Source organism: Phaeobacter porticola (assembly GCF_001888185.1).
In the GTDB taxonomy this organism is placed as follows: Bacteria; Pseudomonadota; Alphaproteobacteria; order Rhodobacterales; family Rhodobacteraceae; genus Phaeobacter; species Phaeobacter porticola.
In genome coordinates this window covers 18,454-33,239 of record NZ_CP016366.1, presented here as the reverse complement: position 1 = coordinate 33,239, position 14,786 = coordinate 18,454, and the positions used below count along the sequence as shown (strand labels likewise).

Annotated in this window: 15 protein-coding genes and 1 pseudogene; 7 read left to right on the top strand and 9 right to left on the bottom strand. The window is 55.7% G+C overall.

What is annotated here, in order from left to right; translation table 11 throughout:
- Positions 1 to 121 precede the first annotated feature (121 nt).
- Positions 122 to 1,870 (top strand): LVIVD repeat-containing protein, encoded by a 1,749-nt coding sequence (locus PhaeoP97_RS18690; RefSeq protein WP_072506765.1) that lies wholly within the window; start codon positions 122 to 124, stop codon positions 1,868 to 1,870.
- A gap of 180 nt (positions 1,871 to 2,050) precedes the next feature.
- Here PhaeoP97_RS18690 and PhaeoP97_RS18685 read toward each other — a convergent pair.
- Positions 2,051 to 2,458 (bottom strand): annotated as a pseudogene (locus PhaeoP97_RS18685) (IS5 family transposase); the annotation flags it as partial.
- A 73-nt stretch (positions 2,459 to 2,531) separates the two neighbouring features.
- Positions 2,532 to 3,272, bottom strand: coding sequence for an alpha/beta fold hydrolase (locus tag PhaeoP97_RS18675; RefSeq protein ID WP_072506764.1), 741 nt, complete (start codon positions 3,270 to 3,272; stop codon positions 2,532 to 2,534).
- Between the two features lie 892 nt (positions 3,273 to 4,164).
- On the opposite strand from PhaeoP97_RS18675, the gene PhaeoP97_RS18670 reads away from it, so the two are divergent.
- The 5 genes from PhaeoP97_RS18670 (at position 4,165) to PhaeoP97_RS18655 (ending at position 7,475) form a co-directional block, all read left to right on the top strand.
- Positions 4,165 to 4,395: a hypothetical protein gene (locus PhaeoP97_RS18670; RefSeq protein WP_157891276.1), complete on the top strand. Its 231-nt coding sequence runs from the start codon at positions 4,165 to 4,167 to the stop codon at positions 4,393 to 4,395.
- Between the two features lie 72 nt (positions 4,396 to 4,467).
- Entirely contained in the window at positions 4,468 to 4,911 is a 444-nt protein-coding gene (locus tag PhaeoP97_RS20560) for a hypothetical protein (RefSeq protein ID WP_217525901.1), read from the top strand.
- Positions 4,912 to 4,950: 39 nt separating this feature from the next.
- Complete coding sequence (locus PhaeoP97_RS18665; RefSeq protein WP_237029020.1) at positions 4,951 to 5,967, top strand: Mu transposase domain-containing protein; 1,017 nt, start codon at positions 4,951 to 4,953, stop codon at positions 5,965 to 5,967.
- On the top strand, positions 5,964 to 6,695 hold the full coding sequence (gene istB / locus PhaeoP97_RS18660) for an IS21-like element helper ATPase IstB (protein WP_072503358.1): 732 nt from the start codon (positions 5,964 to 5,966) through the stop codon (positions 6,693 to 6,695). The genes PhaeoP97_RS18665 and istB overlap by 4 nt, the downstream gene beginning before the upstream one ends.
- A 213-nt stretch (positions 6,696 to 6,908) precedes the next feature.
- Positions 6,909 to 7,475 (top strand): hypothetical protein, encoded by a 567-nt coding sequence (locus tag PhaeoP97_RS18655; protein WP_072506762.1) that lies wholly within the window; start codon positions 6,909 to 6,911, stop codon positions 7,473 to 7,475.
- A gap of 237 nt (positions 7,476 to 7,712) precedes the next feature.
- On the opposite strand, the gene PhaeoP97_RS20810 is transcribed toward PhaeoP97_RS18655, so the two are convergent.
- The 4 genes from PhaeoP97_RS20810 to PhaeoP97_RS18640 all read right to left on the bottom strand — a co-directional run bounded on the left by PhaeoP97_RS20810 (position 7,713) and on the right by PhaeoP97_RS18640 (position 10,487).
- The gene (locus PhaeoP97_RS20810) at positions 7,713 to 7,847 is read right to left on the bottom strand and encodes a hypothetical protein (RefSeq protein ID WP_257786534.1); all 135 of its coding nucleotides are present in this window, start codon (positions 7,845 to 7,847) and stop codon (positions 7,713 to 7,715) included.
- Between the two features lie 74 nt (positions 7,848 to 7,921).
- Positions 7,922 to 8,767 carry an enoyl-CoA hydratase/isomerase family protein gene (locus PhaeoP97_RS18650; protein ID WP_072506761.1) on the bottom strand — a complete coding sequence of 282 codons (846 nt, stop codon included), beginning with the start codon at positions 8,765 to 8,767 and terminating at the stop codon, positions 7,922 to 7,924.
- Positions 8,768 to 8,867: 100 nt separating this feature from the next.
- A complete protein-coding gene (locus tag PhaeoP97_RS18645) occupies positions 8,868 to 9,656 on the bottom strand; it encodes an SDR family NAD(P)-dependent oxidoreductase (RefSeq protein ID WP_072506839.1) in 789 nt (262 codons plus the stop codon).
- A 66-nt stretch (positions 9,657 to 9,722) separates the two neighbouring features.
- Positions 9,723 to 10,487 carry a CmcJ/NvfI family oxidoreductase gene (locus PhaeoP97_RS18640; RefSeq protein ID WP_072506760.1) on the bottom strand — a complete coding sequence of 255 codons (765 nt, stop codon included), beginning with the start codon at positions 10,485 to 10,487 and terminating at the stop codon, positions 9,723 to 9,725.
- A 96-nt stretch (positions 10,488 to 10,583) separates the two neighbouring features.
- Between PhaeoP97_RS18640 and PhaeoP97_RS18635 the strand changes: the two genes are divergently transcribed.
- Complete coding sequence (locus PhaeoP97_RS18635; RefSeq protein WP_072506759.1) at positions 10,584 to 11,492, top strand: LysR family transcriptional regulator; 909 nt, start codon at positions 10,584 to 10,586, stop codon at positions 11,490 to 11,492.
- Between the two features lie 340 nt (positions 11,493 to 11,832).
- Here PhaeoP97_RS18635 and PhaeoP97_RS18630 read toward each other — a convergent pair whose 3' ends face one another.
- From PhaeoP97_RS18630 to PhaeoP97_RS18620, 3 genes are all read right to left on the bottom strand, one after another.
- The gene (locus PhaeoP97_RS18630; RefSeq protein ID WP_072506758.1) at positions 11,833 to 12,576 is read right to left on the bottom strand and encodes an HAF repeat-containing protein; all 744 of its coding nucleotides are present in this window, start codon (positions 12,574 to 12,576) and stop codon (positions 11,833 to 11,835) included.
- Between the two features lie 726 nt (positions 12,577 to 13,302).
- Positions 13,303 to 14,196, bottom strand: a complete 894-nt coding sequence (locus PhaeoP97_RS18625) for a serine hydrolase domain-containing protein (protein ID WP_072506757.1) — start codon at positions 14,194 to 14,196, stop codon at positions 13,303 to 13,305.
- A gap of 203 nt (positions 14,197 to 14,399) precedes the next feature.
- Complete coding sequence (locus tag PhaeoP97_RS18620) at positions 14,400 to 14,579, bottom strand: hypothetical protein (protein WP_072506756.1); 180 nt, start codon at positions 14,577 to 14,579, stop codon at positions 14,400 to 14,402.
- Between the last annotated feature and the right edge of the window lie 207 nt (positions 14,580 to 14,786).

Sequence of the window (14,786 nt, the reverse complement as noted above, 5' to 3'; positions counted from 1 at the left end):
CCCGGAATATTAACTGAGCAAGACCCGGCGTGACGTAGGCTTTCGGGCAACGAGAACAGGCCGACGTAACCGCAGCAACACCTGAGCAGCCGTATGTCAGCGCCAATAACAGGGGATCTCTATGCCTGAGTTTTACCATCTGCCCTTATCTTTTACGCTGGCTGTGAGCCTGCTTGCACCCATGGCCCATGCTGCAGGTGGCGGCGGAGAGCCCGGTGTCATCGATATCCGCGACCCAATCGTGCAGCGCTGGTTCGAGGCTACGCCGCACAACCCACCTGCCCCACCTGAGCCAGGACGCGACTATGGCATGATCGGCGAAGCTGGTGCCTTTGTTGCGCCGAAAGCCTCACCGCTGTCGTCCTTTGCACCGAACTTCCCCGGCCAGCTGGAAGGTTGGGACCAGAACTCCTATGCCAAGAACGTCGATGTACTGGCCTTTTACCCGGCAGTGACCTCGCCCTGGCATGCATGGGCCAATGCCGTCGACATGGATGGCAAGCGCTATCTCTACACACATGACCGCGATTACATGCGCGTGCTGGACATCACTGACCCTGCCAATGCCGTTGAGGTCTACAGCGATGGCGGCGTCTGGGGGCCGAAAGGTTCCAGTGAGGAATTCGACAGTAAGAACGTCACCGATTACTTCGGTGGCCTGACCGTTGTCTGGCACGAGGGGCTGCAAAAGCACGTCGCGGTTGCGTCCTATGAAATCGGCCGCTTTGGCGTCATGGGCCGCAAATCCGAAGACGCCGAGGGCGTTGCCCTGGTGCGCAACTATACCTCGCTGAAAGGTTTCCGGGTTTTTGAGATGAACGGCCCGACCCCGGAGGACTGGACCATGATCGCCGAACGCACCACCGACCGCGTCAACCCCGACGCCCCCATCGGTGAACAACAGGGGTCCGGATCTCTGGATGCCCCGGCCTGGACTGGCGGTCGCTACATGGTGCTGTCCGCAGCCCCCAAAGACAGCTTTGCGCTGACCGAATATCCCGACTACGTTCATTCGCCCGGCTACCAGATTTGGGACATGAGCGACCCTGCCAACCCTGAATTCGTCAGCCAGCTGTCGGTGCCCGGGCAGGACATCGACTCCCCTGAAGACCTCGCGGCCTATCTGGAGAACCCACGCGCGGGCAACCGCACATCTTGGATGGGCTCGCGCAATCCGCTGGCCCTGCCTGTCCCGATCGAGGACGGCGGTACCATCGGCTTTGGCGGCATGGGCGGGCTCGGGTTCTGGACCTTCGATGTCAGCGACCCGGCCAACCCGACGCCGCAGGGTGACCTGCAAGTCGCTCCCAGCTTTGCCGGTACTGAGTTCGACAATGTTGATGTCAGCCAGTACGCCCGCACTGGGCATGTGTTCTCAAACGGCTACCCGATGAATTCGAATTGCTATGAGCCCTACAAAGACATCTTCTCAATCGACGTTTCTGACCCGGCCAACCCCACAGTTGCCGCCACATTCCCGCGCCCGACGCCGCCCCCAGAGGCCGATTTCACCGACTATTGCCAGCGCGGTGGCAGTTTCGGGCCGAAACGCTCCGGCGGCATCGACCAGCCCGGAGGCGGGCGCGACGGAGTTGTGATCTACGCCTTCTACAACGCGGGGATCCAGATCTTTGACGTCGAGGATCCCGCAAAACCGGAGATCTCCGGCTACTACGTACCCGCCTTTCCCACCCCCGATGAGGTGCCAGACTGGACGTTCGACAATGCCGTCTTTGCTGTGTTTGTGGAATATGACCGAAATATTATCTGGGCCTTTGCCGTGAACGGCGTCTATGCGTTGACCTCGCCCCTTCTGGGCGAGCCGCTGACTGGCCTGCCCAAGACACCCTGGCCGCCGCGCAAGCATTAATAAGCCCAGGTCACTGAGGTAGCCGGACAAAGACCGATCTACGACAGCATCCAGCGCCTTCGGGTACAGTCACCTACAATGCACTACACACGCAACCTCCGCTTATTTTCCAACGCATTGGAGACGAAGTCCAAGAAACAACACTGATTGGCGCGCGGTGGCACCAGAATAGGCCACTGCACGCTCATTCCACTCGCCTTCGCCCTCTACCTTTATCCGAGTGCTATCGATCAGCAGGTGTAGCGGCCCCTCAGAACCACGATACGGGATGTTCACGGCGAGAGACTTCTGGCGGCGTGAAAGCGTGCTAAAATCCGGTACCGACCAGTCCAATCCACTCAATCGCAGGAGACTTTCCACGAAGCCGGTCGTCTGCCTGAGCGCCATGCGGAACAGCACCTTCATCGTCAGGCAGGTCTTGATCGCGGCGTCGCTATAGATGGGCTGTCGGCCTCTCTTGCCGGTCGGCCGGGCCTCCCACGTCATCTCGGGATCGAACCAGATCGTCAGCGAGCCACGACGCTTCAGCGCTTCGTTATAGGCCCGCCAGGTCTTGATCTTGTAGGTCGGGGGTGTTGGTCTGCTCATGCCCCCCAGCTATCACGCTGGATGCATGAGATGAATCCCTCACCCGATTTGCGCAACAGAGCCCAATCCGTGCCTAACTGAGAAATGAGAGTACGGATGCATTGAAAAAATCCGGCGCATCACGGTTGGCGATGTGGCTGGCTGCAGGAATGACCAAAAATTCACTCTCTGGAATTGCGTTAGCCATCTTTTGAGCTCGCTTATGCGTTTTTCTATTTAGAGCCCCAACCATGATCAGCGTTTTCGCAGTAATGTTGGAAAGGCGTTCGCGTCCGTCATATTGGGAAGCTGCGTGCATTACAGTGTAGTTGTTCTTTGCGGTCATTTTGGCAATCGCGTCCTGAACGTATTTGCCTGCATCCTGCGATTTTGCGCCCATCGCACTTGCTGGAAGTGCCATGAATATTGAGGGTGGTATAACTTTGAAGAGCAACATCGCCCAACCTGCTAATTCTTTCCCAAAAGCGCCTTCGAACACAGTCGCAACAGATTCAACCGTCACCAAATGCGAAACTTCGTCAGGCCAGCGCCCTGCCATTTCTATAGCGACCATGCCCCCCAGAGACAGCCCGACAATTGCATACTGCGCGATACCTTTCTCTTGCAGCATGGCCCGCACGACATAGGCCATTTCTTCGACGCTTTGGACGGGAGCGCTCCGCCCATGACCCGGGAGGTTGGGCGCAATCACGTGATACTGCTTGGAGAACAGATCTATCTGTGGCTTCCATAGCGCGGCGTCAACGCCTGCACCATGCAGCAGCACCAGTACAGGCCCGTCACCCTGCTCGATCACTTCAAGCCCGCATCGCATAACAGTTCCCTTTCCGGCAGATTACTTCATGCCTACTGGCTGCTCCAGCAGTGACTTTCAAGGCTACATTCCGAAAGCAGACACTCATGCCGTGAACAGCATCAGGTAATTCGGGCTCGCAGCGGACCTTAGCTTTAGCAGGAACGAAGGTCTGTGCTTGGTCGCTGGTCACACTTTGTGAAGCCAGCAATATGAGCGTAGCCCAGGCAATACTGGGGCAGGTGGATCCGAATAATTTGCAACTCGAGCTGTCTTGGTTTTTGATATCCGACCGTTATCAGCGCGGTTTTCAGGTTGTGCAAGACAAGCGCCAACTTGGTAGGCCCTCTTCGTACCCCCATGAAAGCCTTTTTTTAAGCCTCATCCGGGTTTGTCCGGCTTCCTCCGGCCTCTTCCGGTTACTGCAATATGAAGTGTCTCCTAACATGCATTGTAGCGGGACACTTCCGTTTGCAAACTCGGACACTTCAAGTTGCAGCAAATTATTTTGAAGTTCGACACAGTGGTCAAAGTTGATTGTCTCATCGAGAAGCTACAGCGGGGCGTAGAAGATCTAAGTGGTATACAAGCTCTCCTCCCAGCCAATGTACATATAGCAGATTGCCTCGAGGGTGCCGCCTGCCAACCTGAGCATGCATCAGCGCAGATTGCACCTTTTGCAAAGCCCAGGAGGCAAGCCCGCTAACGAGGCGAGATCGGTCCGGAGCAGCCGTTCACGGAGCGAGTTTGACGCTGCGGTGCTGGGACACATGGATTCGCGAAGTGAACCCTTAGGCGTCAGAGTTCTGCAACAGCCCCCAATCGTGATTGGCTTTTGTGTTTGATGTTGGATCGAAAATTCAGGAAGTTGACACGCAGAAAGCTCTGATCAACCTGTGCAATGGAGATGGTGATGTTTAAGAAGCTTTGGTCGAAGATTTTTAGCCTGCCTAAATTTGAGAGCAAAGCAGAGGCATTTTTCGCAAAACACTCGGTCACGCAGACCGTGCTTGGCGCCATCGCAATATTCATAACAATCACAATTGGCTATTTCTCCCTCGTCAAACCCGGCACAGTGGTGAAGGGCATTGATGAGCTGATTGTGAATCGGCATGCGAAATTGACCCACTTAGGTGGGTTATGAGCGAGTAAAATTGACCCACCTGTTTCGTTAACATCCGCGCTTCAAGTGCGGAGGAAAGAGCAGGTGTTATTGATGGAAAGTGTATCGAAGATCCGTCTGTGGGTGCTGGTTGAAGGGCGCAGTATCCGGTCTGTTGCGCGGGCGACGGGATTATCGCGCAACACGATCAAGAAGTATTTGAAGGATGAGAGCCCGCCGAGCTACCAGCGCCAGGCTCCACCGGTTCGGCACAAACTGTGCAACGGGTTTGATCTCCGGCTTCAGGAACTGTTCGATCAGGACCAGAAGCGACCACGTCGGGAGCGGCGAACGGCCCAGAAGCTTTATGAGCAGCTCGTGGTGGAAGGCTACACCGGGTCCTATTCTCCAGTTCAGCGATTTGTCCGCGATCTGAAGCGGGCTGGCGCCGGTTCTGGCGATGCTTTTATCCCCCTGCATTTTGCTGCTGGTGACGCCCTTCAGTTTGACTGGAGCGAAGAACGGGTTGTCCTGGGCGGCGTTGAACAAAAGATCTAGGTTGCCCATTTCCGCCTGTGCCACAGCCGCAAGCCTTTGGTGATCGCCTATCCCGGCGAAGCCCAGGAGATGGTTCTGGATGCTTTTGTGCAGGCACTGTCTTTCTATGGCGGGGTTCCACGACGGGTGATCATTGATAACCCCAAGACCATGGTGACCTATGTGTCCCGCTCGAAGGACCGGATATTCCATCCCCGGTTCCTGGCTCTGATGAACCACTATGTGATGGAACCTGTTGCCTGCACGCCCGCAGCGGGTTGGGAGAAGGGGCAGGTCGAGAACCAGGTCCAGTTTTTGCGCGGCCGGTTGTTTGTGCCCAAGCCTGCCTTTGAAGATCTTGATGCGCTGAACAACTGGTTGCGCCTGCGCTGTGAAGAACTGGCCAATCGTCCCCATCCCGAACAGCAGGATCGCACGATTGCCGAGGTGTTCGAAGACGAACGCGCCGAGCTGCGCCCCTTGGGTCGGCCTTTTGACGGCTATGTTGAGAAGACGGTTCGTGTCCGATCCACTTGCCTGGTTCAATATGCCAGCAACCGCTACAGCGTCCCGTCCCACTTTGCCGGTCAACATGTGTCGCTGCGCGCTTATGCGGGCCGGATTATGCTGGTGTCGGGCCAGGATATCATCGCCGAGCATAAGCGCCGCTTCACCCGCAACGTCAGCTACTTTGAACCCTGGCACTATGTTCCTCTGCTGGATCGCAAGCCCGGCGCCCTACGCAATGGCGCACCCTTCGTGGACTGGCAACTGCCTGAGGCCATGCACCAGATCAGGGAACATTACATGGCAGACAAGGGCGGGGATCGGGAGTTCGTTGATCTGCTTCTGCTCGTCCAGGATCACGGGATCGAGGTTGTCGAGATGGCTTGTGAACTGGCCGTGGCACAAAACACCCTCCGCCTGCCCGCCATCATCAACCTGATTAACCAGTTGGTGGAGCCGGTCATCACGCCGCTCAGCGAAGCCTATGCCTATCCGCAACTGACCCTGCGACCCGAGGCCGACTGCAAGCGCTATGAGATCCTGTGCTCGACTGAGGAGGTTGCCGCATGAACGCCCTGATCGACCAACTGACCGCCCTGAGGTTGCACGGAATGGCAGCTTGCGCACATGATTTGCTGTCCGCGCGCAAGCCACCAAGTCTGACCACAGCGATAAAGCAACTGATCGACGCGGAGACTGTAGAGCGGCGGGCGCGCTCTATCCAGTATCAAATGAGGATCGCGAAGTTCCCCCATCATAAGGACTTCGCCACCTTCGATTATGGTGCTGCCGCCATCACCCAGACCCAGATCGAACCGTTCTGCACAGGGCAGTTCACCCAAGAGGCGCACAACCTCATCCTGGTGGGCGGAACCGGCACCGGCAAAACCCATATCGCCATCGCTTTGGGCACCACCCTGATCACCAACGGCAAGAAGGCACGCTTCTTCAACGCCGTCGATCTGATCAACGCCCTGATCAAGGAACAGGCCGAGGGCAATGCCGGGAAGATCATCCGGCAACTCTCGGCTCTGGATTGCGTCATCATCGACGAGCTGGGCTACATCCCGTTCCCCAAGTCTGGCGGAGCATTGCTGTTCCATCTGATCAGCAAGCTCTACGAGAAAACCAGCGTCATCATCACCACCAACCTGGAGTTCGGAGAGTGGGTCTCGGTCTTTGGCGATGCCAAGATGACCACCGCGCTGCTGGATCGCGTCACCCACCATTGCGCAATCATCGAAACCGGCAACACGTCCTATCGCTTTGCTCAGAGCAAAAGCCGCAGAGAAAAGTAACCGTCCCGAAAGCAAAGCCCCCAGACGGACTCGCTATATGAGGGCGGCCCGCCTGGGGGCTTTGCGCCACATGGGGTGGGTCAATTTTAAATGCTGAAACCGGGTCAACTTTGAACGCTCATTGACAAGCTGATAGACGCTACGAGGGAAAGTGCTGCTGCAACTCAGCAAGTCGTCGCAGCCCTGGAGCCTGACGATGCGATTGAGGCTTTAATGAAGCGTGGGTACACATTTTCGAAGGACGCGTTTTGGCGCGCCATACGAAATGAAGATGACCGGTCTATCCGTTTGTTTTGCACAGGAGCTCCGCGTTCTTGGACCAGCAGCAGCAACTTTGACAAGACCTCTATTCCCCAAGCCGCGCGCGCGACCCTTTCGGACTGCCACGCCTCTGAAAACTTTGTGTGCGATTATCAAGACCTTTCGAAATTTGACCATTATGAGTTGTCCGACGCTCTCTATGCCGATGCGCAACACGGTCTAATTTCTCTGATCTGTGGCTCGAATATTCGCCGTAAGTTAGAAAAGCAGGTTGCCAAATTGCAAAATGCTGAACGCACCCAGCTAAAAGATGAGTGCCAAGAAAACTATCGCTTCCTGGAAGACACTGCTAACAAAAACACACACATCGCGTTGCGCCGAAATGCTGTTAAGATGCGCATTATGGAGCTGAGTGCGGCGATAAATTTTCGCTTCCCGGGCAGCAGTCTACCGGAAGTCTGCCGATCAGAGTTCAATATTGATTTTGAGCAAGTGCTGACCGAAATGCGTTCTCATTAACCTCTATGGAGTTGGCCTGTGTCATGAGGCCACAATGCCCTGCCATGCCGCACTACTCAGCCCTGGCAGGTGTCGGGGGCAAGATCGAAGGTCAGAGAGGGGTTGGCGAAAGAGGGGGGCTTAGACGGGCCTAACGGCTGATGGCGCATGATCCGCCCGAAAACCCGTTCCACCCCTTTCTACCCCCTTTGAAAACGATCCTCGCAGCATGGGGTCTGCGCCATCACCCGTTTTTTCCTATTCTGCCCAAGCCTGTGCGAACAGGTCGCTGTTCTGGTTCCAGAACGTGTGGACCGACGGATGGCGTTGCAGCATGGCCTCACGCGATGGACGGTCCACAGCGCGGGCGGTTTCGAGTGCGTTTACGTGCATGATTGATTTCCATTCGAAATGGTTCCGGCGTCCGTGACACCGAAACAGATTTCGTCATTCTTGGGATCACGGGGTCAGTTGATGTCTTGCACATCCATGACCATTTTTTCCCAATTGCGTTGGTTTTCCATGTCGTGTTGCAGCCCTTGCTCTTCGGCAACGGTGAACCGCTTGACGGCAGGTGTCTTGCTGGTCGCTTGGTAGAGCCAGTAGGCTTCGGCCTTGAGTGCTTCGTCGATTGGCTTGTCGATGGATTCGTACACCATCTGTTTGCAGGCATTGATGGACTCCGCTGGAAAGCTGGCGATCCGTTTGGCAAGCGTGTCAACGTAAGCGTCGATCTCGTCTGCCTCGAACGCTTTGTTGATTGTGCCCATGGCTTCGGCCTCATCCGCATCAAAGTCCCGTGCGCTGAGGATGATTTCCAAGGCGCGCCCCAGTCCTGTTTGGCGGGCCATGCGCGAGGCACCACCGCCACAGGGCAGAATGCCCATGCCGACTTCCATCTGCATGAACTTGAACTTGCCCCGCACAGCAAAGCGCATGTCCAACGCGAGCGCCAACTCGTGACCGCCGCCGCGTGCAAACCCTTCGAGCTTGGCAATGGTCGCTTGTGGGACTTTGGAGATGCGTTCGCAAATGGCCTGAAGGTCCAAAAGCTGTGCCTCGTCGCGGGACACTTCTTCGGTGCTAAGGTGTTGGAGCAGTTCGGTGTCGTAGTGGCAGACCCAAACCTCTGGGTTGGCCGATTCAAACACAACGACCTTTACGTCGCGGTCCATTTCAAGGCGCATGGCGAGGCTGTTGAGATCAGCTAGCATTTCCTGACCCTGCACGTTCACAGTGCCAAAATCGAATGTAACAGTCGCGATGGCGTCTTCGACTTTAACGTCAAAGGTGGAGAAATTTTCGTACTTCATTTGGACAGTCCTTTCTTGTTTCCGGCAGAATGCTCTGCCGAATTGGTTTGGTTTCAAAGTTCTTCGTATTAGGATGCCGGGCGGTTGACCGGCGTCTGCGTCATCCAATCTTGGCGATGACGTCCTTGATGCCCTGCATCACCTGCGCAGAGTGGCCCGCATCGAGCGCAGCGGCGTGGGGGTTGGCAAACACCCGGTTGTCATTGTCGAAGTATTTGCCGTTGGCATCTGCAAACGACGCGCCAATGGCGGCTTCGCGCAGAATGTCCGCACCGATTTGCAAATCGTTGCCTTCCATGCCGTAGCCTTCTTTGACCATCTTGGAGGCGAGAAGCGAGCCGGGATTGACGGCAACGGCAACCTGATCCGCGGGCAGGGTTTTCGCCAGTTCACGGGTCCAGATTGTCAGCGCCAGTTTGCTTTGTGCATAGGCGGGGTTGTGATCAAGTTGTCTACGCCCGTGCAGCGCCTCGATATCAATCGGGGCCTGCGCAGCCGAAGACAGGTTCACGATACGACCATCGTCCGCAAGGATCGGCAGCAACGCTTGCGTCAAAACATAAGGCGCGAAGGTGTTGACCATAAAGCGCGCGTCATAGCTATCATCCGTTATGGTATCCCGCAGCTTCAGGACGCCTGCGTTGTTGATGATGACATCAAGGCTGTCGTGGGCTTTGCGGATGTCAGCTGCCATCACTTGGACATGGTCCATATGCGTCAGATCGGCCGCATAGCTTTCTGTTGTCCCGCCGATTTCCTTAGCAGCTTTCTCCAGCTTTTCGGTAGTCCGACCGTGAATCAGGATCGTATGTCCTTCGGCGGCCAGTGTCTTCGCGGTCAATTTGCCGATGCCATCAGTGGCACCTGTGATAAGGATCGTCTTGGTCATGGTGGTCCCCTTCATCAGTTGTGTGGGAAACGGGTCGCTCAGAAGTCCGTTCCAAAATTTATGTGGTCAGTAGCGGACGAGCGTCCGACTCTCGATGCTTTTGCGAATAGTTTGAAGTGTCGGGTCTTCGACCATATCCAGCGCGCTGTGTGCGATCGAAGGACGGCCCTGATTGTCGTAGATGTTGAAATAGGCAACCTCGTCGGGGGTCATCTTGGACATGTAGATCCACTCATGATCCGGGTTTGCCGCCAGTCCCATGATCTGCCCTTTGCGATCTGGATAGATTAAGTCGAGCAAAATCCAGTCTTCCTCAGCGGCACTATTCGGTCGTATGAACCCCAATGGTGCAGAGTTGATCGGGGCCTCCACTGGACGCCAGACATTGATAAAGGCGTAGTGCCCTTTGCTCCAGTCTGCCGCTTTGTCCGCGCCCAAAATGTCGATCAACCGTTGCTCGGCCCCGTCAGCGCTGTAGTCGCTGTGAACATTACGCGCCGGTTTGCGGACGGCCTCTGGATCATCCACGCGCACCGTATGATCAAACACCACGACGTCTTGCGCCCCGACTTTATCTGCTAGCAGCTTTCTAAGCTCGGCATCATAAGCAGGCCGCCAGTCGTCATTGGTATCAAACGCCTCCACTTCAGTCGGGAATGCGGCGAAACCCACGGACGCATCTTCAAAGCGCGGTGCGACATCCATGACAGCGATCTGCGTGGGTGCAAGTTCTGGCGCGATAAGATTGCCGACGATGCCACCCGCATCCAGCTCAAACGCCTGCTGTTCGGGTTTGTGAACGTGGTAGTTGACTGTCGCGGTCTGTGTCATCGGGTGGTCCTTGCTGTCTCTTGCACTTGTAGATACGCCCCTCAAGAAATATAAAAACTACCAGAATATGATTTCACTATTCCGAAAAAGAATAAAATGGATACGCAAAGCCTCCGCCTCTTCGTTCTCGCCAGCGAGACCTTGAACATCAGCGCAGCGGGCCGCACGCTGGGCATGGCCCCCGCCGTTGCAAGCACCCGTATTGCCAAGCTGGAACGCCTTTTGGGCGCGGAGCTGCTGCACCGTTCAACACGCAAAATTTCGCTGTCGTCGGAGGGCCAGGATTTCCTTCCCTACGCGCGCGAGATGATTTCCCAAGAAGAGGCCGCCCTCGCAGCCCTCGGCCAAGGGCAGACGAAAATCAGTGGCACCCTGCGCTTCGCCGCCCCCAGCACATTTGCGCAGATGTACATCGCACCGCTTTTGCCAACGTTCATGGACGCCTATCCCGACCTCACGTTGGACATGCATCTGTCGGATGCGCAATTTGACTTGATTGAAGGCAGTTATGACCTTGCCCTGCGCAACGCGGTTCTTGAAAGTAGCAGTCTGACAGCCCGAAAACTGGCCGACGACACGCGCATCTTGTGTGCTTCGCCCGCATATCTCGAGAAATACGGCACGCCAATTGATCCCGACGATCTGAAGTCACATCGAGTGATCGCATTCCGTAATCTGGAGCCTCGCCCACTTATTTCGAGCGACGGTAGGCCGGCCGATCTGGACCCAAAACAAGCCGCACATCGTTTGATTTTGAATGACGGATTGACACAAAAGCGCGCGACATTGGACGGCGCAGGTATTTCAGTAAATTCTCTCTGGTTGGTCCATGAGGAGGTCAAACGCGGTGCGCTGACACACGTGCTGCCCGAATACGCACTGGCAGAGCAACCCGCCCTCTGGTTGATCTACCCAAAAAGCAACGTCGTCTCAGCCAAGGTGCGCGTCTTCATGGACTTCCTGATCAAACATATCGGGAAGGCACCAGTATGGGTTGACGGTTGATCAGCGGTCATTCGTGGTTGGTGCAGCATTTGTGAATTTGGGCTCCGCCCTTCCGTCCGCTGCTGAGAGCACAGGCGGGCGGTTCGAGCCCACAGCGGACTTTGATCGCTTGCCAGGCCTTCGCTTGCGCAGCGCGACGCAATTGGCGCTTTGCAGCCATTCAAAACATGCCCAACGAACGATAGGGGTGCGGGAATAGCGACCTTAGATTTTCCAATTTCGCTAGCGTAGCATTACCTCGCAGTTGCAGCAGGCTTCTCGTCTCGATTCAGCGCATTTCGCCGAAGCAGCCATCGAAATCCGAGATCAGGTGCCAGTGCTAAACCGGCCCTTCGCTGTTTCACTCCGAAAGTAGCCATCGGACCGCACGGTGCCCGTCATAACCTGTTGACGATCCGACTATGATGGTGCCGCCTAAGCCGCTTCCCTTAGCTACATCACTAACAAAATCGGCATCATCCCTGTTCAGCCCCCCAAGGATAGTCAGGTCTTCATCATGCCTTTGCATGTAGGCCGTGTGTCTATCTATTGCTCCAACGATGACCTTTCCCTCTGGGCTAATGTCGAGCGCCGTAGAGCGCAGGCTATCGGGATTTGAATAAACATCTTGGGCCGCGCCGCTTTTGTTCCATCGGACGGCTTTCCTTTTGCTAAAAACAGGCCCCATACCACCAACGATTATCGTCCCGTCATTGGATGCATCAAAGGCCACCGAACTTTCTTCTGGTGCCATCAGGGCGATCCCCTGCGCCTCGTTCCAACGGAACGCTTTAAAATCCACCCTACCGACAATTGTGGTACCGTCGTCACTCACACCAAGCGCGGCACAATCTTTGTCCAACTCTCCGGTGCCAATTCTTGTCATTCCGGTTTCATTGGTCCAACGGAATGCCCTGCGGTCAGCGGTGCCGCCCGTTGATCCCACCACGACCGTTCCATCGGCACTGACCGCCCTAGCTGATGATTGAATATCCATCATAGTGTCATCAAGGACGAGCATGCCGGTTTCTTTGGTCCAAATATAAGCGCGCTGTCCTTCGGCGGTATCGCTGCTTCCAACGATAACGCTACCGTCAGCGCTCACATCTCGTGCCTGGCTTTCGGAACCTCCAGGGAGTGTTCCCAACACTAATCATCCCACCTTCTTCAGTCCAAAGAAATGCGCGATCTCCTTGAGACGAGCCGCTCACACCAACGATCGTGGATCCGTCCTCACTGACCGCTTTCGCGAAGCTTGATTTTCCTCCTGGCAGCACCCCTAAGTCGCAAATCGTAATCCCCTCACGGCTAGCACCGTTTGCTGCCACACAAGTTTCAGCCATTGCACCAAACCCCAACACGAGTTGAGCTGATAAACTCGCGAAAGACAGGCCCAACGTCTTGAACACTATAAGCTTTGTGCAATCTTTCACTATTTTGTTATCCTTGCGTTTGTAGAATGATCTCTAACAGGAATTTGGTCGTATCAACGCTATTGTCATTCGAAGATGTCAGAAGAATGACTGCGTTGTGCGCAATGCAGTGCCTGCCCATCCGAGGCTACTGTTAGCGGGGCAAACGTCCGCTGCTAACGCCGCATCGTCGCATCAAGATTTTCGCAACGGCAGAAGTTTCCGCGCTGCGAGCGCACGCAGCACAGAATGGAAAATCCGGTCTGGGCTCGGCCCTTCCGTCCGCTGCTGAGAGCACAAGCTGGTGGTTCGAGCCCTGAGCCGCCGTCGGCCATCTCGCGGCCTTTCGCATGTGCAGCGCGTCGCGAACGGAGCCAAGCGGACCTTCAACGCTCAACTACAGCAAGACTGCTACGCGGTCAGTTCTGACCGGCACATTCAACGGCAGCGAACTCAGCAACGCCCTCATTTCGCCCATCCGTGAAGCTCGCAACCGTAACCGGGCCCTTCAGATCAGGAAAATGATAGACTGCATTGACGCTGTAGGGCCCCCCGCCGGAATGCCCTACAGTGCGACCGACACTCCCGCACCGACCGCTCATAAGGCCAGTTGCATAGCCGCATTTCGTCCAAGGCCGACCTTCAACAGCGCCGCCAAGAGGATGACCGATCAGCATCTGTTCAAGGATATCCGCGTTGAGCAGCCTTCCCGTAAACAGAGCATGTAATAGCCGTGCAGCGTCTGCGGCAGTTCCAGTAAGACATCCGTGATATACCCATCCTGGATGATACCTCTTTGCTCCATCCCAGTGAACGCGTGAGAGGTGTTTTCTAGTTGTCGCAAGTTCGATGCTGTCCAGCCCGAGAGGATCGCAGATCATCTCACTGACAAGGCTGGAGAATGACGAACCAGCGACGTCTTCAATTAAATCGCGGGCCAGCATGTAACCAAGGTTTGAATAGGCCCAGCCTTCCCCCGGCACAAACAAACTGCCTTGCGCCATCGTGGCATTGAACAGGTGGTCAGCAGACCAAGGTTCTTCATCATTCGCAACCGCTTTCCTGTAGCCCGGCAGGGAATAGTAGTCCGGCAAGCCAGCGGTGTGATTCAGTAACTGGCGAAGCGAGAAGTCATGGTCTGCGAGATGTTCGTCCAGATCGAGCTTGCCCAGTTCCACGATTTTTAAGGCACAGATCGCGATTACGGTTTTGGTAAAACTCCAATAAGGAAAAACCTCTGCGCCCGAGCTTCGTTGAACGCTTAAATTGGGGCCGGTTTCCCGATGGGAGAAGATGTCTTGGTTCTCATTCATCGGTCCTAGTAACCTTGTTGGTGCAATCGCCACAATGGGCTCGATCCTGCTGTCCGCTGAAGTGGGCTTAGGCGAGTGGTTGAGCCCACAGCCGCCACTGCCCAGACCGTCACAGTTTGCTGCCGCTGCACGTCGATCTCAGCCCTAAGCAGCCCTTGCTCGTGACTGAAAAGAACGACAGGAGTATACTAAGGGCACCAAAATCAGCGTGCTTTTTTAATTTTTATCTTGTCAAGCTTCGCTCTACTCTTGGTTGATTCCTCAGAGCGCGTGAGAGCTTTGGCAATGGCCTTCAAGCCCATCCCCTTTGACACCAGTTGGTGCAGTTTTTGAATTTCCTCTTGTGTCCAAGCTTGACGGTGGCGCTCAAAACGTTCTGCCATGGCTTTCGTCTACCTTATCAATGTGCCTGATCTGTTATAAAACATGGTCAAGTATTGGCGCCAGCTCAAGGGCAACCACGAGTATTTGCACGAAGCTGCTGTGATGCCAAACGCGACAACAGACGGCACCCAGCCCACAGCCGACATCCCGATTTCTTGCTGCGCGCACTCGCAGCACGTCGACCCGCGGCACAACCGAGTTTCACC